The sequence below is a fragment of the Caulobacter segnis genome, assembly GCF_029543125.1.
Lineage (GTDB): Bacteria > Pseudomonadota > Alphaproteobacteria > Caulobacterales > Caulobacteraceae > Caulobacter > Caulobacter segnis_D.
On the sequence record NZ_JARQWW010000003.1, the window covers coordinates 588330 to 611036 of the forward strand.

The 22707-nt window shown below is 66.1% G+C and carries 24 protein-coding genes; 9 read left to right on the forward strand and 15 right to left on the reverse strand.

What is annotated here, in order from left to right:
* Positions 1-20 precede the first annotated feature (20 nt).
* On the reverse strand, positions 21-566 hold the full coding sequence (locus P7B02_RS11895; protein ID WP_277786557.1) for a hypothetical protein: 546 nt from the start codon (positions 564-566) through the stop codon (positions 21-23).
* Between the two features lie 110 nt (positions 567-676).
* Here P7B02_RS11895 and rpmG point away from each other — a divergent pair, with 110 nt between their 5' ends.
* Both rpmG and P7B02_RS11905 read left to right on the forward strand, forming a co-directional pair.
* Positions 677-844 (forward strand): 50S ribosomal protein L33, encoded by a 168-nt coding sequence (rpmG, locus tag P7B02_RS11900; protein WP_269716951.1) that lies wholly within the window; start codon positions 677-679, stop codon positions 842-844.
* 86 nt (positions 845-930) lie between these two features.
* Positions 931-1716, forward strand: a complete 786-nt coding sequence (locus P7B02_RS11905) for a glutaminyl-peptide cyclotransferase (RefSeq protein ID WP_277786558.1) — start codon at positions 931-933, stop codon at positions 1714-1716.
* Here P7B02_RS11905 and P7B02_RS11910 read toward each other — a convergent pair.
* Complete coding sequence (locus P7B02_RS11910) at positions 1713-3077, reverse strand: PleD family two-component system response regulator (RefSeq protein ID WP_277786559.1); 1365 nt, start codon at positions 3075-3077, stop codon at positions 1713-1715. The genes P7B02_RS11905 and P7B02_RS11910 overlap by 4 nt on opposite strands.
* A 31-nt stretch (positions 3078-3108) precedes the next feature.
* Positions 3109-3474: a response regulator gene (locus P7B02_RS11915; protein WP_269716948.1), complete on the reverse strand. Its 366-nt coding sequence runs from the start codon at positions 3472-3474 to the stop codon at positions 3109-3111.
* A gap of 138 nt (positions 3475-3612) precedes the next feature.
* On the opposite strand from P7B02_RS11915, the gene P7B02_RS11920 reads away from it, so the two are divergent.
* The 5 genes from P7B02_RS11920 to P7B02_RS11940 all read left to right on the forward strand — a co-directional run bounded on the left by P7B02_RS11920 (position 3613) and on the right by P7B02_RS11940 (position 8790).
* Positions 3613-4263 carry a hypothetical protein gene (locus P7B02_RS11920; protein ID WP_277786560.1) on the forward strand — a complete coding sequence of 217 codons (651 nt, stop codon included), beginning with the start codon at positions 3613-3615 and terminating at the stop codon, positions 4261-4263.
* Complete coding sequence (locus tag P7B02_RS11925) at positions 4260-5519, forward strand: DNA polymerase IV (RefSeq protein WP_277786704.1); 1260 nt, start codon at positions 4260-4262, stop codon at positions 5517-5519. Before P7B02_RS11920 ends, P7B02_RS11925 begins: the two co-directional genes overlap by 4 nt.
* A gap of 128 nt (positions 5520-5647) precedes the next feature.
* Positions 5648-5977: an ATP-dependent Clp protease adapter ClpS gene (gene clpS / locus P7B02_RS11930; RefSeq protein ID WP_269717032.1), complete on the forward strand. Its 330-nt coding sequence runs from the start codon at positions 5648-5650 to the stop codon at positions 5975-5977.
* An 8-nt stretch (positions 5978-5985) separates the two neighbouring features.
* Complete coding sequence (gene clpA, locus P7B02_RS11935; RefSeq protein ID WP_277786561.1) at positions 5986-8337, forward strand: ATP-dependent Clp protease ATP-binding subunit ClpA; 2352 nt, start codon at positions 5986-5988, stop codon at positions 8335-8337.
* Positions 8338-8652: 315 nt separating this feature from the next.
* Complete coding sequence (locus P7B02_RS11940) at positions 8653-8790, forward strand: hypothetical protein (RefSeq protein ID WP_277786562.1); 138 nt, start codon at positions 8653-8655, stop codon at positions 8788-8790.
* A gap of 4 nt (positions 8791-8794) precedes the next feature.
* Here the strand turns inward: P7B02_RS11940 and P7B02_RS11945 are convergent, their stop codons facing one another.
* Complete coding sequence (locus P7B02_RS11945; RefSeq protein WP_277786563.1) at positions 8795-10618, reverse strand: ATP-binding protein; 1824 nt, start codon at positions 10616-10618, stop codon at positions 8795-8797.
* Positions 10619-10931: 313 nt separating this feature from the next.
* Here P7B02_RS11945 and P7B02_RS11950 point away from each other — a divergent pair, with 313 nt between their 5' ends.
* The gene (locus P7B02_RS11950; protein WP_277786564.1) at positions 10932-11591 is read left to right on the forward strand and encodes a ParA family protein; all 660 of its coding nucleotides are present in this window, start codon (positions 10932-10934) and stop codon (positions 11589-11591) included.
* Here the strand turns inward: P7B02_RS11950 and P7B02_RS11955 are convergent.
* The 5 genes from P7B02_RS11955 to P7B02_RS11975 all read right to left on the reverse strand — a co-directional run bounded on the left by P7B02_RS11955 (position 11588) and on the right by P7B02_RS11975 (position 14975).
* Positions 11588-12019, reverse strand: coding sequence for an HIT family protein (locus P7B02_RS11955; protein WP_277786565.1), 432 nt, complete (start codon positions 12017-12019; stop codon positions 11588-11590). The two genes, P7B02_RS11950 and P7B02_RS11955, sit on opposite strands and share 4 nt — an antisense overlap.
* Positions 12019-13182 carry a GNAT family N-acetyltransferase gene (locus P7B02_RS11960; protein WP_277786566.1) on the reverse strand — a complete coding sequence of 388 codons (1164 nt, stop codon included), beginning with the start codon at positions 13180-13182 and terminating at the stop codon, positions 12019-12021. The genes P7B02_RS11955 and P7B02_RS11960 overlap by 1 nt, the downstream gene beginning before the upstream one ends.
* Positions 13179-13952 (reverse strand): glycerophosphodiester phosphodiesterase, encoded by a 774-nt coding sequence (locus P7B02_RS11965; protein ID WP_277786567.1) that lies wholly within the window; start codon positions 13950-13952, stop codon positions 13179-13181. The genes P7B02_RS11960 and P7B02_RS11965 overlap by 4 nt, the downstream gene beginning before the upstream one ends.
* Positions 13952-14413 (reverse strand): RidA family protein, encoded by a 462-nt coding sequence (locus P7B02_RS11970; protein ID WP_277786568.1) that lies wholly within the window; start codon positions 14411-14413, stop codon positions 13952-13954. The genes P7B02_RS11965 and P7B02_RS11970 overlap by 1 nt, the downstream gene beginning before the upstream one ends.
* Before the next feature lie 124 nt (positions 14414-14537).
* Positions 14538-14975 carry a phasin family protein gene (locus P7B02_RS11975; protein WP_277786569.1) on the reverse strand — a complete coding sequence of 146 codons (438 nt, stop codon included), beginning with the start codon at positions 14973-14975 and terminating at the stop codon, positions 14538-14540.
* Positions 14976-15227: 252 nt separating this feature from the next.
* Between P7B02_RS11975 and P7B02_RS11980 the strand changes: the two genes are divergently transcribed.
* The gene (locus tag P7B02_RS11980) at positions 15228-16487 is read left to right on the forward strand and encodes a D-alanyl-D-alanine carboxypeptidase (RefSeq protein ID WP_277786570.1); all 1260 of its coding nucleotides are present in this window, start codon (positions 15228-15230) and stop codon (positions 16485-16487) included.
* Positions 16488-16490: 3 nt separating this feature from the next.
* Here P7B02_RS11980 and P7B02_RS11985 read toward each other — a convergent pair whose 3' ends face one another.
* From P7B02_RS11985 to P7B02_RS12010, 6 genes are all read right to left on the reverse strand, one after another.
* A complete protein-coding gene (locus tag P7B02_RS11985) occupies positions 16491-16931 on the reverse strand; it encodes a J domain-containing protein (RefSeq protein WP_277786571.1) in 441 nt (146 codons plus the stop codon).
* Positions 16932-16940: 9 nt separating this feature from the next.
* Entirely contained in the window at positions 16941-17774 is an 834-nt protein-coding gene (locus P7B02_RS11990) for a division plane positioning ATPase MipZ (RefSeq protein ID WP_277786572.1), read from the reverse strand.
* Positions 17775-17913: 139 nt separating this feature from the next.
* Positions 17914-18315 (reverse strand): DUF1489 family protein, encoded by a 402-nt coding sequence (locus P7B02_RS11995; RefSeq protein WP_277786573.1) that lies wholly within the window; start codon positions 18313-18315, stop codon positions 17914-17916.
* Positions 18316-18324: 9 nt separating this feature from the next.
* Entirely contained in the window at positions 18325-20208 is a 1884-nt protein-coding gene (locus P7B02_RS12000) for an acetyl-CoA carboxylase biotin carboxylase subunit (protein ID WP_277786574.1), read from the reverse strand.
* A gap of 29 nt (positions 20209-20237) precedes the next feature.
* Positions 20238-21077, reverse strand: coding sequence for an enoyl-CoA hydratase-related protein (locus P7B02_RS12005; RefSeq protein ID WP_277786575.1), 840 nt, complete (start codon positions 21075-21077; stop codon positions 20238-20240).
* A gap of 18 nt (positions 21078-21095) precedes the next feature.
* Positions 21096-22703, reverse strand: a complete 1608-nt coding sequence (locus tag P7B02_RS12010) for a carboxyl transferase domain-containing protein (RefSeq protein ID WP_277786576.1) — start codon at positions 22701-22703, stop codon at positions 21096-21098.
* Positions 22704-22707 lie beyond the last annotated feature (4 nt).

Sequence of the window (22707 nt, forward strand, 5' to 3'; positions counted from 1 at the left end):
TATATGCGCGCCGTCAGGCCCTACTCAGCCAACGGCTTGCTCAGATCGAACCGGACCCGGAAATCCCGGTTCTGCCGCGCCAGCGAATAGGTGAAAGCCTCGCCCGGGAGCACTTCCACGGCCCAGACGTTGGTCACCGAGGCCGGATTGCCCTTGGTCGTGAAGAGGGTCTTGGAGAAGGCGTCCGCCGGGAAGGCCTGCCGCATCGCCGATCCTGCATCGGCCGTGTCGCCGCCGTATTGGCTCAGGGCGTCCTCCGTCCCGTCCTCATGACGATGATCATGCTTCAGGCGCAGGCCGGCTTCCGTCCGTGTGATCACCCAGGTGCGCGACCTGTCGGCCCCCACCTGAAACGGAATGCGGATCTGCGTCGCCGAGCAGTCGCGCACATGCATCAACATGGACTGAGACCGCATGGCGGCGTCCGCAGCGTCGCTGCTTACCAGCTTGCCGGCGAATCGCTTGCCGCACAGGGCGGTCAGGTTCCGGAAGAACGCGTCTTGCGTCGAAGCGGCGCTCGGGGTGGAAAGAGCCGCAGCGGCGGCCAGTACTGTGCTTATGATCATGGTTACAGCCTAGTTCGACTAAGGCGTTGACTTCCAGCGCTCCTTGAGTATTTTCCGCGCTCTCAAGTTTTTGGGCGCGCGGAGTTCGCGCTCCTGCGCAGGATTCGACCATGGCTAAACCGGCTTCCATCAAGATCCGCCTCAACTCGACGGCGGATACCGGGTTCTTCTACGTCGCGAAGAAGAACGCCCGCACCAAGACCGAAAAGCTCGTGCTGAAGAAGTACGACCCGGTCATCCGCAAGCACGTCGAATTCCGCGAAGGCAAGATCAAGTAAGATCGGCCTCAGCGCTGCTATTCAAAGAACGCCCGGTCCCGCGACCGGGCGTTTTTCGTTTCCGGCATAGCCGCTAGGATATCGGCATGACCCGCCTGATCGGCCTCGCCGCCGCCCTCTGCCTGCTCACCGCCTGCGCCGCGCCCCCGGCCAAGGTCGAGGCCGCCACGCCGGAATACGGCTATCAGGTGGTCCAGACCCTCCCCCACGACCCGCAGGCCTTCACCCAGGGCCTGTTCTTCAAGGATGGCGTGTTCTTCGAAAGCACCGGCCAGCACGGGCAATCCTCGATCCGCCGGGTCGATCCGGCCACGGGCAAGGTCCTGAAGCTCCAGCCCCTGGACGAGCGCTACTTCGGCGAAGGCATCATCGACGCCGGCGACCGCCTGGTGCAGCTCACCTGGCGGCACGAGGTCGGCTTCATCTACGGCCTCGACGACTTCAAGCCCCGGGGCCAGTTCGCCTATCGGGGCGAAGGCTGGGGCCTGACCCGCGATGCGACCCGCCTGTTCATGAGCGACGGCACCGCCGACATCCGCGTTCTGGATCCGGCGACATTGAAAGAGACCAGCCGCATCCACGTGACAGACGCCGCCGGCCGTCCCGTGGACCAATTGAACGAACTGGAATGGGTGAAGGGCGAGATCTACGCCAACATCTGGCAAACCGACCTGATCGCCCGCATTGATCCGAAAAGCGGCAAGGTCGTGGGCTGGATCAATCTTTCGGGCCTGTTGCCCGCGGAAGATCGCGGCAGCGCCGATGTGCTCAACGGCATCGCCTATGACGCGGCGACCGACCGGCTGTTCGTCACCGGCAAGCTTTGGCCCAAGCTCTTCGAGATCAAGCTGACCACCCCGCGCAAGCCTTAGGCGCGGCGCGAGATCACCCGGTTGCGGCCGCTCGCCTTGGCTTCATAAACCGCACTGTCGGCCCGCTTCAGCAGGGCCTCGGGCGTGTCGGTCTCATCCAGGGTCGCCGCCACACCGACCGAGATGGTCGCCGTCAGAAGCTCTGTCCCGCCCGCCACGCGGAACGGAGAGCCCGCCACGTGAGTGCGGATGCGCTCGGCGATCCGTTCGGCGTCCTCGATCCGGGTGTCGGGCATGATCACCGTGAACTCCTCGCCGCCATAGCGGCAGGGCAGGTCGATGGCGCGGACGTTGGACGCCAGGCGCACGGCGAACTCGCGCAGCACCTCGTCGCCCACGTCGTGGCCGAAGGTGTCGTTGATCTGCTTGAAGTGATCGATGTCGATCATCATCGCCGCCACCGGCTCGCCGCCGCGCACGGCACGCGTCACCAGCGCCCCCAGCTGCCCCACCATGTAGCGGCGGTTGTGCAGGCCGGTCAGCTGGTCGGTGACCGCCAGCTCCAGCGAATGGTCCAGGTTGTCGCGCAGGAAGTCGGTATAGCGCTTGCGCTTGATCTGGGTCCGCGCCCGGGCGGCCAGTTCCTGCGGGTCAATCGGCTTGGTCAGGATGTCGTTGACCCCGATCTCCAGCGCCTTGACCAGACGGCCGCGGTCATCCGGGTCCACCACGGTGATCACCGGGATATGGCGCGTCGCTTCGTCCGAACGCAGGCCGGCGGCGAAACGCAGGCCGTCGAAGGACTTGGCCGTGGCGTTGACGATGACCAGGTCCACCGGGCCGCGGCTGGCCACCTGGGCCTTGTCCACGTCGCGCTCCCAGACCGGGCGATGGTCGATGGTCAGGTCGTCGATCAGGCGTTGAGCCTGGCGTTCGTTGTCATCGACGATCAGCACACGCCCGCCGGTGCCGCCCAGGCGCGCGGCGGCGCCGGCGATCACCCCGATGCGGCGGCCCGAGGCCTCCCGCTGGCGAAGCTCGTCGATCACCAGCTTCAGCCGCGTCAGGCTGCGCACGCGCGCCATCAGCAGGGCGTCGTCGATCGGCTTGGTCAGGAAGTCGTCGGCCCCGGCCTCAAGCCCGGCGATGCGGTCGGCGCGCCCGTCGAGGGCCGTGACCAGCACCACAGGGATATGGCGGGTGGCGGGATCGTCCTTCAGCCGGCGGCAGACGGCGAACCCGTCCATGCCCGGCATCATGACGTCCAGAAGGATGATGTCCGGCCGCTGTTCCGCGGCCATGGCGAGGGCCGTCACGCCGTCATAGGCGTGGCTGACGTCGTAATACTCCGCCGTCAGCTTGGCTTCGAGCAGACGGACATTGGCCTCGATGTCATCGACGACCAGAATGCGCGCGCTCACAGTTCCCCCTCAGCTCGGATGCGGCGCGTGTTTAGCCCAGAAAGCGCCGAATCGTCTCGAGGAAGTGTGATACCGAAATGGGCTTGGAGATATAGGCCTCGCAGCCGCCCTCGCGGATGCGCTCTTCGTCGCCCTTCATGGCGAACGCCGTCACGGCGACCACGGGGATGTGCGACAGGTCGTCGTCTTCCTTCAGCCACTTGGTGACCTCCAGCCCGGAAATCTCCGGCAGCTGGATGTCCATGAGGATCAGGTCCGGGCGGTGCTCACGCGCCATGGCCAACGCCTGCAGGCCCTCGCGGGTCTCCAAGGTGTCGTATCCCTGGGCCTCGAGCAGATCATGAAAGAGTTTCATGTTCAGCTCGTTATCCTCGACGATGAGGACCTTCTTCGTCATCCTGACTCCGAACGCGGCGACCGGCGCGGGAAACGGCCCGCGCCATCTACGGCTTGCCTAGGTGCCACGGATATCCTTAAGCCCGCGCTAATTACGATCAGAACGGGACATTTTGCGTCCCACAATGGGAGAGCAACGGTGGATCAGCGGGTTTCAGACCTAGAGTCCGCCAGGGTCGATCCCCATGCGCCGCTGCTGATCGTGGACGTGGACGAGGTCATCGCCCACTTCGTCGGCGGCTTCTCCGCCTTCCTGGGTCGGCACGGATTCGAGCTGCGGACCGACCGCTACGCCCTGTTCCAGAACATCTTCCGCCCGGGCGAGGCCGAGCATCTCGACATGGCGATCGGCTACCAGCTCTACAACGACTTCTTCAGCGAAGGGGCCGACTTCCTGCCCCCCGTGGACGGCGCCGCCGACGCCCTGGCCACCCTCTCCACCCGCGCCGCCGTCGTCATCCTGACCAATGCCCCGGAGTGCGGCCGCCACCCGCGCGCGGCCTGGCTGAAGAAGCACGGCTTCGACTATCCCATGGTCATTGGCTCCGGGCCCAAGGGCCAGCCCGCCGCCACACTGGCCGCCCGCACCACAGGCCCCGTCGCCTTCATCGACGACCTGCTGCCCAATCTGGACTCGGTGGCCGAGGTCGCCCCCGCCATCAGCCGTTTCCAGATCGTCGCCCACCCGGAGCTGCGCCACCTGGCGCCCACCGCCCCGGACCGCCACGCCTGCTTCCACGAATGGTCGGAGCTTCATCCGGCTCTGGAGAAGGCGCTTTGGCCCGCCTGACCGCGCTTTGCCGCGACTGCGGCTGGACCGCAGACGCCTCCCCTCGCCGCTGCCCGTCCTGCAACGGCTTCCGCGTCGTCGCCCATGAAGAGCTTGCGACCCTGTCCATGGCCCACATGGACTGCGACGCCTTCTATGCCTCCGTCGAAAAACGCGACAATCCGGAGCTGCGCGACGTCCCTGTCATCATCGGCGGCGGCAAACGCGGCGTGGTCACGACCGCCTGCTACATCGCCCGGGTGAGCGGCGCGCGCTCGGCCATGCCCATGTTCAAGGCCCTGGCTCTGTGCCCCAACGCCGTGGTCATCAAGCCGAACTTCGCCAAGTACAAGGACGCCTCCCGCGCCATCTTCGGCCGGGTGGAGCAGCTGACGCCCCTGGTCCAGCGCCTGTCCCTGGACGAGGCCTGGATCGACCTGTCCGGCACCGAACGCCTGCACGGCGCGCCGCCGGCGGTGATCCTGGCCCGCCTGCAGGCCGAGATCGAACGCGAGGTCGGCCTGACCGTCTCCATCGGCCTCGCCCCCAACAAGTTCTTGGCCAAGATCGCCTCGGACCTCGACAAGCCGCGCGGCTTCTCGGTGATCGGCGCGGCCGAGGCCAAGACCTTCCTCGCCTCAAGGCCGATCAGCATCCTGCCCGGCGTCGGGCCGGCCTCGGTGAAGTCGCTGGAGGCGCAGGGCTTCCGCACCGTCGGCGACATCGCCGCCGCCGATCCCAAGGATATGGTCAAACGCTTCGGCGCCCACGGCCTGCGCCTGTCGCAACTGGCCCAGGGGCGCGACGCCAGGGCCGTCGATCCCGACCAGACCCGCAAGACCATCAGCGCCGAGACCACCTTCAACGACGACCTGCATCGCCTGTGCGATCTGGAGGACATGCTCTGGCCGCTCTGTGAAAAGGTCGCCCGCCAGGCTCGGGCCGAAGGCGTCGCCGGCCGCGTGGCGGCGCTGAAGCTGCGCACCCCGGACTTCAAGATCCACACCCGCCGCCGCACCCTCGCCGTCCCCACCCAGACGGCCAAGACCCTGTTCAACGTCGTCCGCGAACTGCTGAAGGCCGAGCCCGGCGGTGTGGCCTATCGCCTCATTGGCGCCGGTCTCACCGAATTCGTCGAGGCCGAACAGGCCGCGTCCGACTTTTTCGCCACGGACGAGCGCCGGGCCCTGTCAGGCGAGCGCGCCATGGATTCCTTGCGGGCCAAGTTCGGCGCCGACGCCTTGGTCACCGGACGCGCGCTGCGCCGCAAAAAGTGATCACTTCCCACAGGCTTTTCGCCCCTGCGGGAAAGATGTGGTGAAGAGGACCCTTCCAAAGCGGCGCGCTTTTCATATCTAATCCCCAGAACGACGGACTGCTTCGTCCTGTCGGGAGACCTTGATTGATGCCGGAGAGAGCAGGCGCAGGACAGAACAACGGGGCGGGTTCGGCCATCGTCACCCAGACGAAACCGAAGACGCAGAAGCCTTCGCTGTATCGCGTGCTCATCCTGAACGACGACTACACGCCGATGGAGTTCGTCGTGTACGTCCTCGAGCGCTTCTTCAACAAGAACCGCGAGGAAGCGACTCGCATCATGCTCCACGTTCATCAGAACGGCGTCGGGGTGTGCGGCGTGTTCACTTATGAAGTCGCAGAAACCAAGGTCGCCCAGGTCACGGATACAGCTCGCCGGCACCAGCATCCGCTGCAGTGCACCATGGAAAAGGACTAGGAGACCGGATGCCGTCTTTTTCTCGTCCGCTCGAGGAATCCCTGCATCGCGCGGTGGCTTACGCCAACCAGCGCAAACATGAGTACGCGACGCTTGAGCACCTGCTGCTCTCGCTGACTGACGACGAGGACGCCGCCGGGGTGATGCGCGCCTGCGACGTCGATCTCGCCGCCCTCAAGAAAAGCCTCACCAACTATCTCGACGTGGAGCTGAAGTCGCTCATCGTCGAGGATGGTGAAGACGCCAAGCCCACGGCCGGCTTCCAGCGCGTGATCCAGCGCGCCGTCATCCACGTCCAGTCTTCGGGCCGCGACGAGGTGTCGGGCGCCAACGTGCTCGTGGCCATCTTCTCCGAACGCGAAAGCCACGCCGCCTACTTCCTGCAGGAGCAGGACATGACGCGGTACGACGCGGTGAACTTCATCGCCCACGGCATCGCCAAGAAGGCCGGCGCTTCCGAAGCCAAGGCCGCCAAGGGCGCCACGGTGGAGAACGACGAGGACAAGCCCGCCGTGAAAACCGGCGGCGAAGCCCTCGAAGCCTACTGCGTGGACCTCAACGAAAAGGCCAAGCAGGGCAAGGTCGACCCGCTCATCGGCCGCGCGGCCGAGGTCGAGCGCGCGATCCAGATCCTGTGCCGCCGCACCAAGAACAACCCGCTGCTCGTGGGCGACCCCGGCGTCGGCAAGACCGCCATCGCCGAGGGCCTGGCCCGCAAGATCATCACCGGCCAGGTGCCGGAGGTGCTGGCGGAGGCCACCATCTTCTCGCTCGACATGGGCGCGCTGCTGGCCGGCACCCGCTATCGCGGTGATTTCGAAGAGCGCGTGAAGCAGGTGGTCAAGGAGCTGGAGAACCACCCCAACGCGGTGCTCTTCATCGACGAGATCCACACCGTCATCGGCGCCGGCGCCACCAGCGGCGGGGCCATGGACGCCTCCAACCTGCTGAAGCCGGCCCTGGCCTCGGGCACCCTGCGCTGCATGGGCTCGACGACCTACAAGGAGTTTCGTCAGCACTTCGAGAAGGACCGCGCCCTGGTGCGTCGCTTCCAGAAGATCGACGTGAACGAGCCGACGGTCGAGGACACGATCAAGATCCTCAAGGGCCTGAAGACCTACTACGAGGACTTCCACAAGCTGAAGTACACCAACGACGCCCTGAAGGTCGCCGTTGAGCTGTCGGCCCGCTACATCACCGACCGCAAGCTGCCGGACAAGGCGATCGACGTGATCGACGAGGCCGGCGCATCGCAGATGCTGCTGCCGGAGGGCCGCCGCAAGAAGACCTTGGGCGTCAAGGAGATCGAAGGCGTCGTCGCCAAGATCGCCCGCATCCCGCCCAAGTCGGTGTCCAAGTCCGACACCGAGGCCCTGCGTCAGCTCGACAGCGATCTGAAGCGCGCGGTCTTCGGCCAGGACGAAGCGCTCAATCAGCTGTCCAGCGCCATGAAGCTGGCCCGCGCCGGTTTGCGCGATCCGAACAAGCCCATCGGCTGCTACCTGTTCACCGGCCCCACCGGCGTCGGCAAGACGGAAGCCGCCAAGCAGCTGGCCTCCACCCTGGGCATCGAGATGCTCCGCTTCGACATGTCCGAGTACATGGAGCGTCACACGGTCAGCCGCCTCATCGGCGCGCCTCCAGGCTATGTGGGCTTCGACCAGGGCGGCCAGCTCACCGACGCGGTCGATCAGCACCCGCACGCCATCGTCCTCCTCGACGAGATCGAGAAGGCGCATCAGGACGTCTACAACATCCTGCTGCAGGTGATGGACAACGGCGCCCTGACCGACAGCAACGGCAAGAAGGTCGATTTCCGGAACGTGGTCCTGATCATGACCACTAATGCCGGCGCCTCCGACGCCCAGCGCCAGTCGATCGGCTTCGGCCGCGGCAAGGTGGACGGCGAGGAGGAAGCGGCCCTGAAGCGCATCTTCACGCCGGAGTTCCGCAACCGCCTGGACGCCATCGTGACGTTTAAGCCGCTGGATCAGGAGGTCATTCGCCAGGTCGTGCAGAAGTTCGTCATGCAGCTGGAGGCCCAACTGGCCGACCGCAACGTGACCATCGAACTGTCCGACGATGCGGCCGACTGGCTGGCCAAGAACGGCTTCGACGAACTGTACGGCGCCCGTCCCCTGGCCCGCGTCATCCAGGAGCACATCAAGAAGCCCCTGGCCGACGACATCCTGTTCGGACGCCTCGCCAAGGGCGGCCACGTCAAGGTCATCCTCAAGGACGCCAAGATCGCGTTCGAGATCGACGACGCCGTGGGTCCCGAAACCGCCGAGGAAGCGACGGACGAGGCCCCGCCGCCTCCCCGCCGTCGCCGCAAGAAGCCCGACGACGCCCTGGCCTAAGCCGCGGCCGATCGGCGAACTAAAGCAACGGGAGGCGTCGCAAGGCGCCTCCCGTTTTCTTTCGGGTGAGGGCTCGCCTCAACCGCGGCCACGTGGAAGTGCGCGAGAATATCAGATTAGCGTCATGATTGATTTCTCGTATCGCCGGACGGCCAGTGAGAGCCTCACTCCTTCGTTGACTTGGACCTTGCCCGCCCCGGAGGCGTTGCGAGGTTTGATCGAACCGGATCACCTGGACTACATCGTCCAGCTGGCTCGCTATGAACGCTTCGGCAGGACTTCGACGCTGTCGTAAAGGCGCTGCAAGCTAAGGGCGTGGCCTTTGAGCATTACGCCGAGCTGCCGGACACCAGACTTGAGGGAGACGTCCACGTCTCAGGCGAGATGCGCATCGCCTGGTTCAAGGACCGTGACGGCAACATCATCAGTATAGGCAATTACGCCGCGGACTGACGGCTCAGCCCATCGCCGCGGCTTGGCCTGCGCCCTGCCCGCTCAGCACGCGTTCGATGGCCGCGAGCAGTTGATTCAGGTCGATGGGCTTGGCGATGTAATCATCCATTCCCGCTGCGAGATAAGCCTGGGTCTCATGGCTCAGCACGCTGGCGGTGATCGCCACGATCGGCGTGCGCTGACGCCCCTGCGCCTTTTCAGCGGCGCGAATGCGGCGTGTGGCGGTCAGGCCGTCCATGCGCGGCATGTGGATGTCCATCAGGATCATGTCCCACTGCTCGTTCTCCCAAGCGGACAAGGCGTCCTCACCGCCCTCGGCCAACGCACATTCGACACCGAACTGGCGCAGCAGAGTCTGGATCACCAGGCGGTTGGTGGCGTTGTCGTCCGCCACCAGCACCCGCAAGTCCTCCAAGGGCGCATCGCTGAGCCCCGCCTGCTCACCGCCGCTCTTGGCGACGTCCTCTGCATCCGCCCTCGGCAAGGGTGCTTCGAAGCTGAAGCATGAGCCCTTGCCCGGAGTGCTTTCAAACCGAATCTCGCCACCCATCAGGCTGACGATCTCCTTACAGATCGCCAGGCCAAGACCGGTGCCCCCGAACCGCCGCGTCGTCGAAGCGTCGGCCTGCACGAACTTCTCGAACAGGCGCGGCGACTGGTCGACGGCGATTCCCACGCCCGTGTCCGTCACTCGGCAAGACAGTTGGTCGCCGTCGCAGGTGATGCTGGCGGTGACGGAGCCCTTCTCGGTGAACTTCAGGGCGTTGGATAACAGGTTGCTCAGCACCTGCCGCAGGCGCGCTTCATCACCCAGACGCCAGCGATGGCCGCCGTCATTCAGGCTCAGGGAGAACTTCAGCCCCTTCTCCTTGGCGAGAGCCTTGTAAAGATCGCCCAGCTCCTTGCCGAAAGCACGCAGGTCAAAGACCGTCTCCGACAGCTCCAGCCGCCCGGCTTCGATCTTGGAGATGTCGAGCACGGTATTGATCAGCCCCAGCAGAGCGTGGCCGGAGCCCCTGATCGTCTCCAGCCGGGTGCGCTGCGTGGCGTCCAGCGGACCGTGCGCCATGGCCTGCGCCATGCCCAGCACCCCATTCAGCGGCGTCCGCAGTTCGTGGGTGATCGTCGCCAGAAACTCGGTCTTGGCCCGGTTGGCGGCCTGTTCGCGAAGCGCAAGCTCATGAGCGCGGCGGCGCCAGGCCTCGGTACGGGCCAGTTCCTGTTCGATCTGACGGTTCAGCGCCTCAGTGGCCAGACGCGCCCTCACCTCTCGGGTGATGGCGCCGCGCATCAGGGCGGCCATGCCGATAGCCGCGAAGGCGCCAGCCAGACCAATAAACTGATACTGGTCGCGAATGCCGGGACCCACCGACGCCGCCAGCGCGATCATGCTGCCCAGGGACAACGCGACGCTCGCATACACAACTCGCCGGCTGGGACCGGCGGTGGCGAAGGCCATGGCCATCAATACGAAGTAGACGAGCTTGTGGGTCTCCGCCGGGTGAGTCTGGATATAGACCAGCACATTGCCGAACAGCGCAGCGTTGCCGACCAGCGCGCCGACCTCAAGGCGCCACAGTCGCGTGTTGGGTCGGCAAACCCACTTCCAAGCCGCCATGCAGGCGGCCACGGCGATTGCCGACAAGGTGACCAAAATCCAGACCAGCCGGCTTTCCTCGACCGCCGCATGAACGGCGGTGATGATCGCGTAGTAGCCGGCCACGGCGAGCAGATAGGTGCGGACGACCGGCGAATAGAATGTCGCCAGCTCCTGGCTCGGAAGCGGAGCATCTTTTGAGAGACGGAGCTGTTTTTGGCTCTGGGTCATGGCGATCGGCGAGAAAGTAAGCCGATGTGCGATTTAGATTACATGAATCCCCGAAGCCATCAGCGCCGCCGGCTAACGGAGGCCGCCGCCTATCGCCGTTCGCCGCTCGGTTGTTTTCCTTGGCCAGCTTGAGTTTTGGCAAGTCTAATCAAGCTCAGCCGTGTCAATGCGTCGCGCCCCTGTCGCATTGTTCCAACTAGACTGTCGCGTTCGCCAAGAGCAGCGTCCCCGACGTTTTACAGTGGCCACGGAGTTTGTCGCCACTTCCTACTTGAAATGAGGTGCTCATCGTTCCGCCCCAGGGAGGCGACCCGTGAAGACGATCGCAGTGCTTTCGCGTAAGGGCGGCGCCGGGAAAACCACCCTCGCCGTCAATCTGGCCATCGCAGCCCATCTGGCCGGCCGCGCCGTCACCCTGGCCGATGCCGATCCGCAGAGATCCGCCTCGGACAGCCTGCGCGCCCGCACAGGGCCGGGCCCCGAACTGGCCGAGACCAGCGCCGGCAAGATGTTCCAGATCCGCTCGGCCGCCGAGCGTGCGGACATGGACTATCTGTTGGTGGACACGCCCGCCGCCCCAGAGGCGGAGGTGGTGCAGATCGCCAACTGCGTGGACTTCTGTCTTCTGGTCTGTCGACCGAGCTTCCTCGATATCGCTTCGATCGCACGTTCAGCGGAAATGGTCCGGCGCCTCGGCAAACCTTCGATGATTGTCCTGAACCAGGCTCCGGCTCGGCGAAACGGGTTCGAAGCTCCGGCGGTGCTCAAGGCGGTCGAAGCCCTGCGCTTTACGGGCCTGTCGATCGCCCCGACCGGCGTGCGCTCCCGGGTGATGTTCCAGCAGGCCATCGCCCATGGGCGCTCCACCCTCGAGTGGAGCCCAACCGATCCAGCCGCTCAGGAAGTCGCCGCGCTTTGGGCGGCGGTCGAGGCGGCGATCATGCGTCCGGCCATCGACCGGCTTTTCGGCTAAAGCGCCGCCGAGATCAGGGCCGCCAAAGCCTTGAGCTCCTCAAGGTCGGCCATGCCCTCGCCGTGCCTGCCGAGCGTCTCGCCCTCGTAGCGGGGAATGACGTGGAAGTGCAGATGGAAGACGGTCTGCCCGGCAGGCGCCCCGTTGAACTGGGTCACCACCACACCATCCGGCTTGAGGGCCGATGTCGTCGCCTTGGCCAGCTTCTGCGTCGCCGCCGCCAGGGCCGCCACGGTTTCTGGCTCAGCCTCCAGCAGGTTGCGCGCCTTGGAGGTCTTGGAGATCACCAGCGCATGCCCCTTGGACTGCGGGAACACGTCCATGAAGGCCAGAACCTGATCATCCTCGAAGATCTTCACGGCGGGCATCTCGCCGCGCACGATCTTCGCGAAGATGTTCCCCTCGTCATAGGTCCCGTTCAGGCTCATCACGTCGTCTCCGAATGTTTGAAAGGCGAGAACTCGGCCGTCAGCATGTCCATGTCATCCTGCACGGCCTCGCGCTCACGCTCCAGATAGCGGGCGACCGGATCACGCAGAGCCGGATCGGCGATCCAGTGGGCGGAGTAGACGGCGCTGGGCAGGTAGCCGCGGGCGATCTTGTGCTGTCCTTGCGCTCCGGCCTCGACACGCGGCAGGCCCAGGCGGATCGCGTGTTCGATCGCCTGATAATAGCAAAGCTCGAAGTGCAGGAAGGGCACATCCTCGACGCAGCCCCAATGACGGCCATAGAGGCAATCGTCGCCGACCAGGTTCAGCGCCCCGGCGATCCATTGGTCCTCGCGCCGCGCCATGATCAGCAGCACGCGATCGGCCATCCGCTCACCCAGCAGCGAAAAGAAGGTGCGGTTCAGATAGGGCCGCCCCCACTTTCGCCCGCCGGTATCCATGTAGAAGCCGTAGAAGGCGTCCCAATGGTCCTCGTTCAGATCGGCGCCAGTCAGGGCGACGATCTCCAGACCGTCCCGGGCGTCGCGCCGCTCGCGCCGGATCGTCTTGCGCCGATTGGACGACAGAGCCGCGAGGAAATCGTCGAAGGCCGCATAGCCGTTGTTGTGCCAGTGATACTGCTGGTCCTGCCGCAGCAGCATCCCCTGCCCGCCCATCCACGACCACTCATCCTCGGTGGGAAAGGTCACGTGCAGGGACGAGGCCTCCATGCGCTGACAAAGCTGCAGCGCCCCGCCCAGCAGCATCGACCGCGCCGCGTCGGCCTCAGCCCCGGGCCTGACGATCAGCCGAGGCCCGGTCACAGGCGAAAACGGCGCCGAGCACTGGAGCTTGGGATAGTACCGGCCTCCCGCCCGTTCATAAGCCTCCGCCCAAGCGTGATCGAAGACATACTCACCCTGGCTGTGAGACTTCAGATAGAGCGGCATCACCGCCGCGATTTCGCCGTCCTCGTCCTCGACGCTTAGATGCTGCGGCGCCCAGCCCGTACGCTCCACAGCACAGGCGCTCTCCTCCAGGGCGTTTAGGAAGTCGTACGAGACGAACGGATCGCCATGCGGGGCGGCGCAGGCCTCCCAGGCTTCCCTGCCGATTTCACTGATACGGCGATGAACGCGGACCGCGGGCCGCAGGGAACTCACGCGCGAAAACCCTCGAAGATCTGGTTGTCGCAATGGTCCTTCACCCGATCCCATTGGTCGGGCGACCGCACGGTCCAGGCGATCACCGGCATGCCGCCGGCCCGCAGTTCATCGGCCTTGGCCGAGGGCAGCATATCGAGACCCAGGGCCAGGAAATCCGGTCGCGCAATGGTCACATGCTCCAGCGCCGCCAAGGACTTTCGCAGGGCCGGCGCCAACTTCTCCGCACCCTTGTCGGCCCAGTTATAACTGTCGAGCCCGCGCAGAACCTGCGGATGATGATCAGCGAACCACGCGTGGGAGTATGGATTGAAGCCGATCACCGCCGTCGGGCCGTTGTGATCGATCAGGATTTCGCAGACCCGCTTCTCCAGCGGGCCGACCTCGCCGAACGGGGTCTTCAGCTCGATGTAGACCATGGCGCGGTGGCCGATATGGACCAGCACTTCCGCCAGGCTCGGGATGGTCTCTTCCGTTCCCGCCAGACGCAGTCGGGAAAGATCGGCGGCGGTGTGATCGGCGATACGCCCGTCAACACCGCACATGCGGTCCAGGCGATCGTCGTGAAACACCATGGCCTCGCCGTCGGCGGAGAGCTGGACATCCAGCTCGACGCCATAGCCGCCGGCGCAAGCGGCTTGGAAGGCCGCCAATGAATTCTCCGGCGCGCCATCAGGCGACCAGAGCCCGCGGTGCGCCACCGCGGGTCCGAACAGGCGCTCCCAAGCCTCGCCGAAGGTCTCGACGGCGGGCCGTTCGCGCGTGCGCATCAGTTGATCTCCACCACGGCGTCGACCTCCACCGCGAAGTTCAACGGCAGGCGATAGACGCCCACGGCAGAACGCGCATGGCGGCCGGCGTCGCCCAGCGCCTCGACCATCAGGTCGGAGCAGCCGTTCACCACCTGCGGGATGTCGAAGAAGCTCGGGCCGGCCTGGACGAAGCCGCCCAGCTTCACGACGCGGACCACGCGGTCCAGATCGCCGCCGCAAGCGGCCTTCATCTGGGCCAGCAGATTGATGCCGCACAGGCGCGCCGCCTTCTGTGCCGTCGCCAGATCCACCGCTTCGCCCACCACGCCGGTGATGCCGCCGGCGGCGTCGCGAGACACCTGGCCCGAGATGTGGACGAGGTTTCCGCTGCGCACGAACGGCACATAGTTGGCGATCGGCGCGCCCGGCTCCGGCAGGGTGATGCCCAGGGCGGCGAGGCGTTGTTCGACTTGGCTCATAAGGGACTCCTGAAGGTCGCGGTCATGAATACAGCGACGCGACCGCGCGGCAAAGCAGGAGCCTAAAACGAAAAGGGCCCGGACCTTTCGGGCCGGGCCTCAACTCGTTGGGGGACGCCCGGGTTTAGCGGGCGGCCTGCACGCGCTCGACGGCGGCGGTGACGCGCTCGTTCAGCGGCTGGACCGACTCCTTAACCGAGGCCGACACGGTTTCGGTCCACTTGCCGACTTCGGCAAGGTAGGTCTCCATCGCGGTCTTGGCGAAGGCGGTCTGCAGCTCGATGGCTTCCTGGACGCTCTTGGCCGAGGCCAGGGTCTTGGCGGCGGCCACCTGGTCTTCAACCGACTTCTTCGAGAACGCGATGGCCTGGGCGCCCAGAGCTTCGGCGCCCTTGGTGGCCGCAGTGACCGAAGCGACGACAGCTTCCAGGTTCTTCTTGGAGTGAACGTTCATTTCGTTCAGGGCGGCCAAGGACTTTTCGATATTGTCCTTGAACGCTTGGTTGCCGGCGGTGGTGAACTGCTCGACGGTGGTCTTCAGGGTCTCGGTGGTGGCGGCCATCGGAAATCTCCCGGTGTGGAATTGGCGGAGCTCTGACGGCTCCGATGTGCGGAGAACGTCTCATGTTGCAGTGCAGCAGTCAACTGATTTTTGTGCAGCGCACAAATCAAGCGCCGCTGTAATTGCTCATGAATTCAGCGCTGCGGCCAATTCACTCACAATCCTTTAACCTTAGCGAAACCCTACGGCGCTCATGTTAGACATTCGTCCGGCGCTACAGCGCCTCAGTGATTCCAACGACGGACGCCGCGCATGACCCAGCACGCCCGCCGCCTGCTTACCGCATTCGGCCTCGCCGCCGGCCTGATCGTCTCGGCTACCGCCGCGACGGCTGCGCCCATCCTCAAGGTCCCGACCTCCGAGCCGCGCTACGCGGCCATCGTGATGGACGCCAACTCGGGCGAGATCCTCTACTCCAAACGCGGCGACAGTCCCCGGTATCCCGCCTCCATCACCAAGGTGATGACCATGTACATGGCGTTCGAGGCGCTGGCCGAAGGCAAGCTGCGTCTGACGGACGAGATCGTGGTCTCCCCGCGGGCCGCCGCGCAGCAGCCGACGAAGCTGGGCCTTCGCGCCGGGTCGCGCATCACCGTCGATGAAGTTCTCCGCGCCATGGCGCTGAAGTCCGCCAACGACATGGCCGTGGCCATGGCCGAACGTCTGGGCGGCACCGAAACCCGCTTCTCCGCCATGATGACCCTGCGCGCGCAGGAGTTGGGCATGGAGAACACCCGTTTCGTGAACGCTTCAGGCCTGCCGGACAGCCGCCAGATCTCGACCGCTCACGACCTGGCGATCCTGTCGCGCGCCGTCATGCGCGACTACCCGCAGTACTATGCCTATTTCGGCCAGCAGAACGCCGTGGTGCGCGGCCAAGCCATGCGCAACCACAACAAGCTGTTGGGCAAGATGCCTGGCGTGGACGGCCTGAAGACAGGCTTCACCAACGCCTCGGGCTACAACCTCGCCGCCTCGGCCGTGCAGAACAACCGCCGCCTGATCGCCGTCGTCCTGGGCGGCCCCTCGGGCGCCTCGCGCGACAACAGCGTCGAGGACCTCCTGCTCACCGGTTTCGACGTCATCAAGCGCCGCAGCCGCGGCGAGCGGATCACGGTCGCTCAGAACCTGTTCGAGCCGGAACCGTCCGGCCCCATCATGCGTCCGTCCATCGAGCAAGGCGACGCCGAGCAGGACAACCTAAAGATCGTCCTGACCGAGAACCCGGCCACGCCGCCGAAGATGACCGTTCAAAAGAAGATGCCGGCCAAGTCCGCTGGCGCCTACAAGGTCCAGGTCGGCGCCTTCAAGCAAAAGAGCCTGGCCGGCAAGCAGCTTCAGATCACCGAGAAGAAGTTCGCCAAGGTGTTCGCCAACGCCACCGGCTCCGTGGAATCCGGCCCCGGCGGCTCGTTCCGCGCCCGCTTCAGCGGCTTCTCGGCCGATGGCGCCCAGCGCGCCTGCGCCACCCTGACCGCCCAGCGTCAGGTGTGCATGATCGTGAAGCCGTAAGGTCTAGCCTTTCAGTAGACGGTCCCGCGCGGCGTTCAGCTGCGCGGCCAAGCCGGCGGTTCCGCCCTTGTCGGGATGCGCCATGCGGATCAGGCGGCCATAGGCCGCCTGTATCTGTTCGGGACTGGCGCCTTCTTCGACACCCAGAATGTCCCGTGCTTCGCGGGCTGAAAGACCGGAGACCGGCTGCGAAGCCGCACGGGCCTGCGCCTTGGGGCGGCTCCCACGGGCGGCCGACGCCAGGCCAAGACCCACAACCAGCAGAACCAGAGCCGTGCCCCAGGCGCCCCGAATGCCCATGAAGGCGCCGACGGCAAAGACAGCGATCGCGCCCGCGCCGAAACCCACGCGCCACCCCTCGCCCTTCAACCGGCTCCAGGAGCCGGCGCGACCGAGCGAAACGAGCAGGGCCAGAAGCCCCGCGCCGATGGCGAGATAGAGCATGAAACGCCCTTACTGGGCGGCGAGCAGAACTTCGCCGGAGAAGCCGGACAGGCCCACGAAATGCATCAGCGCCCGCAGTTCCTGCCGCGCCGCCACGTGGGTCAGTGAGACAGGCACCGGGCGAACCTGAGCCGACAGGTCGGCGATGGTCAGGCCGAACGGGAACAGCTCGCGATAGATCACGCGGTCGCGCAGGCCCGGGCCCATGCGGAAGCCGGTCTTGCGGGACAAAGCCTGCATGCGGTCGCTGACGCGCTTGCGGTTGCGGGCTTCGGTGGTGGCCATGCGGTTCGACAGCACGACCCAGTCCAGCGCCTTGCCGGCCGAGGCCGCGCGCTGCTTGCGGGCCTCCCAAACCGTCTGGGCGTAGAGGCTGGGGCGCGTGACTTCCAGGGTCACGGGATCGACAACGCCCAGCATATCGAAGTCGACGAAGCTGTCGTTCATCGGGGTGACGATCAGGTCGGCGCGCCCATGGGCCAGACGGGAGACGGCGGTGTCGCCGCCCGGCGTGTCGATGAGGATGAAGTCCACCTGCTCGGTGAGCTCGGCGAAGGTCGCCTCGAAACGGGCGATCTGTTCTTCATCGGACGCCTGGGCGAGCGCCACGCCTTCGTCGCCATAGGTGGCGTCGACGGGCATTGGCAGCTCCACACCCTTGGCCGCCACCCACGCGCGGCGGTTGGCGAAGAAATGACCCAGGGAGCACTGACGCAAATCGAGGTCCATGATCCCCACCTTCGCGCCGCCATGAAGCAGCGCCGTGGCGAGGTGGACGGCGATGGTGGACTTGCCCGCACCGCCCTTTTCGTTGCCGACGACTATGACGTTCGCCTGCGACATGACTTAGCCTCCTGCACCCCGAATCGGTTCCGGGTTAACGATAAGTGAAGCCGAGCCGCTGAGTCGGTCAACGCAACCGCCTGAGTCGTTCACAATTGTCGCAGGTCAATCGGCCACTTGGCGGAAACCAGTGGACGCCTCACCAGGCGCCGAGTTCGCGCAACTGGCGCGCCAGCTCCGGCGGCATGTCGCCAAGATCGCCCACGGCCAGATCACGCGGCGCATCATCTCCGGTCAGGTAACGCCAACCCTGGAACGCCCGGCGCGGCTGCGGCTCGACACGGATCACGTCGCGATCGAGGGTGACCTCACAGCGCGCGGCCTGCCCATCACCCACCGTGTCAATGGCGATGATTCTCTGACGGCACAGGATCACGCCCTTGAACACACGGTACAGCGAACCGCCGTCCACCAGTTCGTCGATCCGCTTGGGGGTCATGCGGGTCTGCATGATCCAGGGACGGTCGGCTTCCTTATGCCATTCGAGGAGCTCTTCGACGGTGTCGCAACCGACGCAGAGCTTGATCATATTGAGCGCCATGGTCGTGACTTAAGCCGCCGGCTCGAGTCTCGCCAGAGTGATCCCTTCGGAAACCTGCGCGCCCGTCGTCGCAGCCAGTTCGGCGACCACTCCATCGAACGGGGCGGTCAGGGCGTGCTCCATCTTCATGGCTTCAAGCACCAGCAGGGCCTGCCCCTTGGTCACGGCGTCGCCGGCCTTGACCGAGATGCTGACGATCTTGCCCGGCATGGGCGAACGAACCGCCCCATCGCTCGCGCCGCCGCCTTCACCGGTCGCATGGGCGCGCGGGGCGGAGAAAACCAGCGCTTCGCCGCCCTCGAACAGGACGATCTCGCCATCCTCGCCCAGCAAGACATCGGCCTCTACCTCGCCCGGCACGGCGGCCTCGACCACCTTGCCGTCATGGACCAGGCGCACCGGAGCGCGGTCCCGACGGTTCAGGCGGAAGCCCGCCAGCCCCTCGGCCGGCGACCAGGGAGACACATCGTCTTCGGCCTGGGACAGCAGGGCCGCCACAGCCGCGGCCTTGGCGTCCTCGGAAGGCTCGACAGTCGCGATCAGAGCGTCGATCCGCGCCTCGATGAAGCCGGTGTCCACGCGGCCGGCAACGAAGTCCGGATGATCGGCGCAACGGGCCAGGAAAGCGGCGTTGGTCTTCACCGGCCAGACCTCGACGTGCCGGCAGGCGTCGGCCAGCTCTGCGGCCGCGGCCTCACGCGTCGATCCGTGAACGATCAGCTTGGCGATCATCGGATCGTAGAAGGGCGTCACGTCGCCGCCCTCCTCCACCGCGCTGTCGACGCGGATGTGGTCCGGCAGGCGGAAGTGGTCCAGCGGCCCGGTGGACGGCAGGAAGCCCGTCGCCGGGTTCTCGGCATAGAGGCGCGCCTCCATGGCCCAGCCGTTGATCGACAGCGCCTCCTGCTTCAGCGGCAGCGGCTCGCCCGAAGCGACGCGCAGTTGCCACTCCACCAGATCCTGGCCCGTGACCGCCTCCGTCACCGGATGCTCCACCTGAAGGCGGGTGTTCATCTCCATGAACCAGATGCGGTCGGCGCGCAGGCCTTCTGAAGCGTCGGCGATGAACTCCACCGTGCCGGCGCCCACATAGTTCACGGCCTTGGCCGCCTTCACCGCCGCCTCGCAGACGGCGGCGCGGGTCGCCGCGTCCATGCCGGGGGCCGGCGCCTCCTCAATCACCTTCTGGTGGCGGCGCTGCAGGGAGCAGTCACGCTCGAACAGATGAACGACCTCTCCGTGGTTGTCGCCAAACACCTGCACCTCGATGTGGCGCGGGCGGGTGACGTACTTCTCCAGCAGCACGCGGTCGTCGCCGAAGCTGGCCGAGGCCTCGCGACGGCACGATCCGAGAGCGGCGATGAAATCCTCCGCCGCCTCGACCTTGCGCATGCCCTTGCCGCCGCCTCCGGCCACGGCCTTGATCAGAACCGGAAAGCCGATCTTGGCCGCTTCGTCTGACAGGCGCTCTTCCGACTGGTCGTCGCCCAGATAACCGGGCGTGGTCGGCACGCCGGCTTCGATCATCAGCGCCTTGGCGGCGTCCTTCAGGCCCATGGCCGTGATCGCCGACGGCGGCGGACCGATCCAGACCAGGCCGGCGTCGGTCACCGCCCGGGCGAAGGCCGCGTTCTCGGACAGGAAGCCGTAGCCAGGATGGATCGCCTGCGCGCCGGTGGCCTTGGCCGCCGCCAGGATTTTCTCCGGCAGCAGATAGCTCTCACGCGCCGCCGCCGGGCCGATCAGTACGGCTTCATCCGCCTCATGCACATGCGGCGCGTCGGCGTCGGCCTCGGAATAGACGGCGATGGTGCGCACGCCCAGGCGGCGCGCGGTGCGGATCACCCGGCGCGCGATCTCGCCCCGGTTGGCGATCAGGACAGACTGGATCATTCGGCTCTTCTTGTTATTCCGCCCGAGCTTTACTCAGCCCACGACGGTTTGCGTTTCTCCAGGAAAGCGCGGACGCCCTCCTGCCCTTCCTCACTGACGCGGCGACGCGCGATCTGGCGCGCGGTCTCCTCCATCAGCCCATGATCGATCTGTTGGCCGACCACCATGTCCACCAGACGCTTGCTGTCCCCGATGGCGCCGGGCGCGCAGGGCTTCATGCCGTCGGCGATGGCGGCCTTGAGCGCATCCATGGTGCCGGCGTCAGGCGCCACCTCGCTCACCAGCCCATAGGCCTGTGCGTCGCCCGCGCCGAACACGCGGCCGGTGGCGAACAGCACCTTGGCGTTTCGCGGACCCACCGCGGCGACCACATAGGGGCTGATGGTCGCCGGAGTCAGGCCCAGCTTCACTTCCGAAAACGAGAACTTCACGTCCTGCGTGGCGATCGCCATGTCGCACGCGGCGACCAGACCCGCGCCCCCGCCGAAGGCCGCGCCCTCGACCAGCGCCACGGTCAGGGCCGGCACGTCGTGCAGGGCCTTGAGCATCGACGCCAGCTCCATGGCGTCTTCGCGATTGTCCGCCTCGCTCCAGTCGGCGGCGGAACGCATCCATTCCAGATCCGCCCCGGCGCTGAACATGCCGCCCGCGCCGCGCAGGAACACCACCCGCACGCCTTCGGCCCCGTGCAGGGTTTCGAAGGCCTGGCGCAGGGCGGCGATGGTCGCCGCATCGAAGGCGTTCTTCTTGGCCGCGCGGTTGATGGTGACCGTCACCGCGCCGTCCACCGTGCCCTCGATCAGCACCAGATTGGTCGTGGCGTCGGTGTCGATGTTCTCCACCAGGGGGTCGGCGATGGGGTTGGTCACTGTGCGGGCTCCTAGCTCTTACATCCGGAAGATGCCGAACGTCGTGTCGGGCACGGGGGCGTTCAGACTGGCCGATATGGCCAGACCCAGAACGTCCCGGGTTTGCGGAGGATCAATAATGCCGTCGTCCCACAGGCGGGCAGAGGCGAAATACGGGTCGCCCTCGGCCTCGTAGCGGGCGCGGATCGGATCCTTGAAGGCCTCCTCGTCCGCCGCCGGCCAGTCCTCGCCCTTGGCCTCCATGCCGTCGCGCTTGATGGTCGCCAGAACGCTGGCCGCCTGCTCGCCGCCCATGACGCTGATGCGGCTGTTGGGCCAGGTGAACAGGAAGCGAGGGGAATAGGCCCGGCCGCACATGCCGTAGTTGCCGGCGCCGAAGCTGCCGCCGATCAGGACGGTGAACTTCGGCACATTGGCTGATGCCACGGCGGTGACCAGCTTGGCGCCGTCCTTGGCGATGCCGCCGGCCTCGTATTTTCCGCCGACCATGAAGCCGGAGATGTTTTGCAGGAAGACCAGCGGGATCTTCCGCTTGCAGGCCAGCTCGATGAAATGCGCGCCCTTCAGCGCACTCTCGCTGAACAGAACCCCGTTGTTGGCCAGGATCGCCACCGGATAGCCCCAGATGCGGGCGAAGCCACAGACGAGGGTGGTGCCGTACAGCGCCTTGAACTCGTCGAACTCCGAGCCGTCGACGATGCGGGCGATCACCTCGCGCACATCATACGGCGCACGCACATCCGTCGGGACGACGCCGTAGAGCTCCTCTGGATCGAAGGCCGGATCCTTGGGCTCGCGAACATCCATGTTCACGGTCTTGGTGGTGTTCAGGTTGGCGACGATGGAGCGCACGATCTCAAGGGCGTGCTCATCGTTTTCGGCCACATGGTCCACGACGCCGGACTTGCGGCCGTGAGTGTCCGCCCCGCCCAGCTCCTCGGCGCTGATAACCTCGCCCGTGGCCGCCTTCACCAGCGGCGGCCCGCCCAGGAAGATGGTCCCCTGGTTGCGGACGATCACCGTCTCGTCCGACATGGCCGGCACATAGGCGCCGCCCGCCGTGCAGGACCCCATGACACAGGCGATCTGGGCGATGCCCTCGGCGCTCATCCGCGCCTGGTTGAAGAAGATGCGGCCGAAATGGTCACGGTCCGGGAACACCTCCGCCTGATGCGGCAGGTTCGCCCCGCCGCTGTCCACCAGATAGATGCACGGCAGACGGTTCTGCTGGGCGATCTCCTGGGCGCGCAGGTGCTTCTTCACCGTCAGCGGGAAATAGGCGCCGCCTTTCACCGTCGGATCATTGGCGACGATCATCACCTCGCGGCCCGACACCCGGCCGACGCCGGCGATAACGCCCGCGCCCGGGGCCTCATCGCCATAGAGGCCAAACGCCGCCAACTGGCCGATCTCCAGGAACGGGGCGCCGGGATCCAGAAGGCGCTCCACCCGGTCGCGGGGCAAAAGCTTGCCGCGCGAGGCATGCCGCGTCCGTGACGCTTCGGGCCCGCCGAGCGCCGCCGCCGCGACTCGTTCGTGAAGCTGATCGGCCAGGCGGCGGTTGGCCTCTGCGTTGCGGGCAAAGGCTTCGCCTTTGGAATCTATGGCGCTTTTGAGCTTTGGCATGAAC

Coding starts and splice junctions, on each gene's coding strand:
- P7B02_RS11895 (WP_277786557.1), bottom strand. CDS start 566: ATGATCATAAGCACAGTACTGGCCGCCGCTGCGGCTCTTTCCACCCCG.
- rpmG (WP_269716951.1), top strand. CDS start 677: ATGGCTAAACCGGCTTCCATCAAGATCCGCCTCAACTCGACGGCGGAT.
- P7B02_RS11905 (WP_277786558.1), top strand. CDS start 931: ATGACCCGCCTGATCGGCCTCGCCGCCGCCCTCTGCCTGCTCACCGCC.
- P7B02_RS11915 (WP_269716948.1), bottom strand. CDS start 3,474: ATGACGAAGAAGGTCCTCATCGTCGAGGATAACGAGCTGAACATGAAA.
- clpS (WP_269717032.1), top strand. CDS start 5,648: ATGCCGGAGAGAGCAGGCGCAGGACAGAACAACGGGGCGGGTTCGGCC.
- clpA (WP_277786561.1), top strand. CDS start 5,986: ATGCCGTCTTTTTCTCGTCCGCTCGAGGAATCCCTGCATCGCGCGGTG.
- P7B02_RS11945 (WP_277786563.1), bottom strand. CDS start 10,618: ATGACCCAGAGCCAAAAACAGCTCCGTCTCTCAAAAGATGCTCCGCTT.
- P7B02_RS11955 (WP_277786565.1), bottom strand. CDS start 12,019: ATGAGCCTGAACGGGACCTATGACGAGGGGAACATCTTCGCGAAGATC.
- P7B02_RS11965 (WP_277786567.1), bottom strand. CDS start 13,952: ATGCGCACGCGCGAACGGCCCGCCGTCGAGACCTTCGGCGAGGCTTGG.
- P7B02_RS11970 (WP_277786568.1), bottom strand. CDS start 14,413: ATGAGCCAAGTCGAACAACGCCTCGCCGCCCTGGGCATCACCCTGCCG.
- P7B02_RS11975 (WP_277786569.1), bottom strand. CDS start 14,975: ATGGCCGCCACCACCGAGACCCTGAAGACCACCGTCGAGCAGTTCACC.
- P7B02_RS11980 (WP_277786570.1), top strand. CDS start 15,228: ATGACCCAGCACGCCCGCCGCCTGCTTACCGCATTCGGCCTCGCCGCC.
- P7B02_RS11985 (WP_277786571.1), bottom strand. CDS start 16,931: ATGCTCTATCTCGCCATCGGCGCGGGGCTTCTGGCCCTGCTCGTTTCG.
- P7B02_RS11990 (WP_277786572.1), bottom strand. CDS start 17,774: ATGTCGCAGGCGAACGTCATAGTCGTCGGCAACGAAAAGGGCGGTGCG.
- P7B02_RS11995 (WP_277786573.1), bottom strand. CDS start 18,315: ATGGCGCTCAATATGATCAAGCTCTGCGTCGGTTGCGACACCGTCGAA.
- P7B02_RS12000 (WP_277786574.1), bottom strand. CDS start 20,208: ATGATCCAGTCTGTCCTGATCGCCAACCGGGGCGAGATCGCGCGCCGG.
- P7B02_RS12010 (WP_277786576.1), bottom strand. CDS start 22,703: ATGCCAAAGCTCAAAAGCGCCATAGATTCCAAAGGCGAAGCCTTTGCC.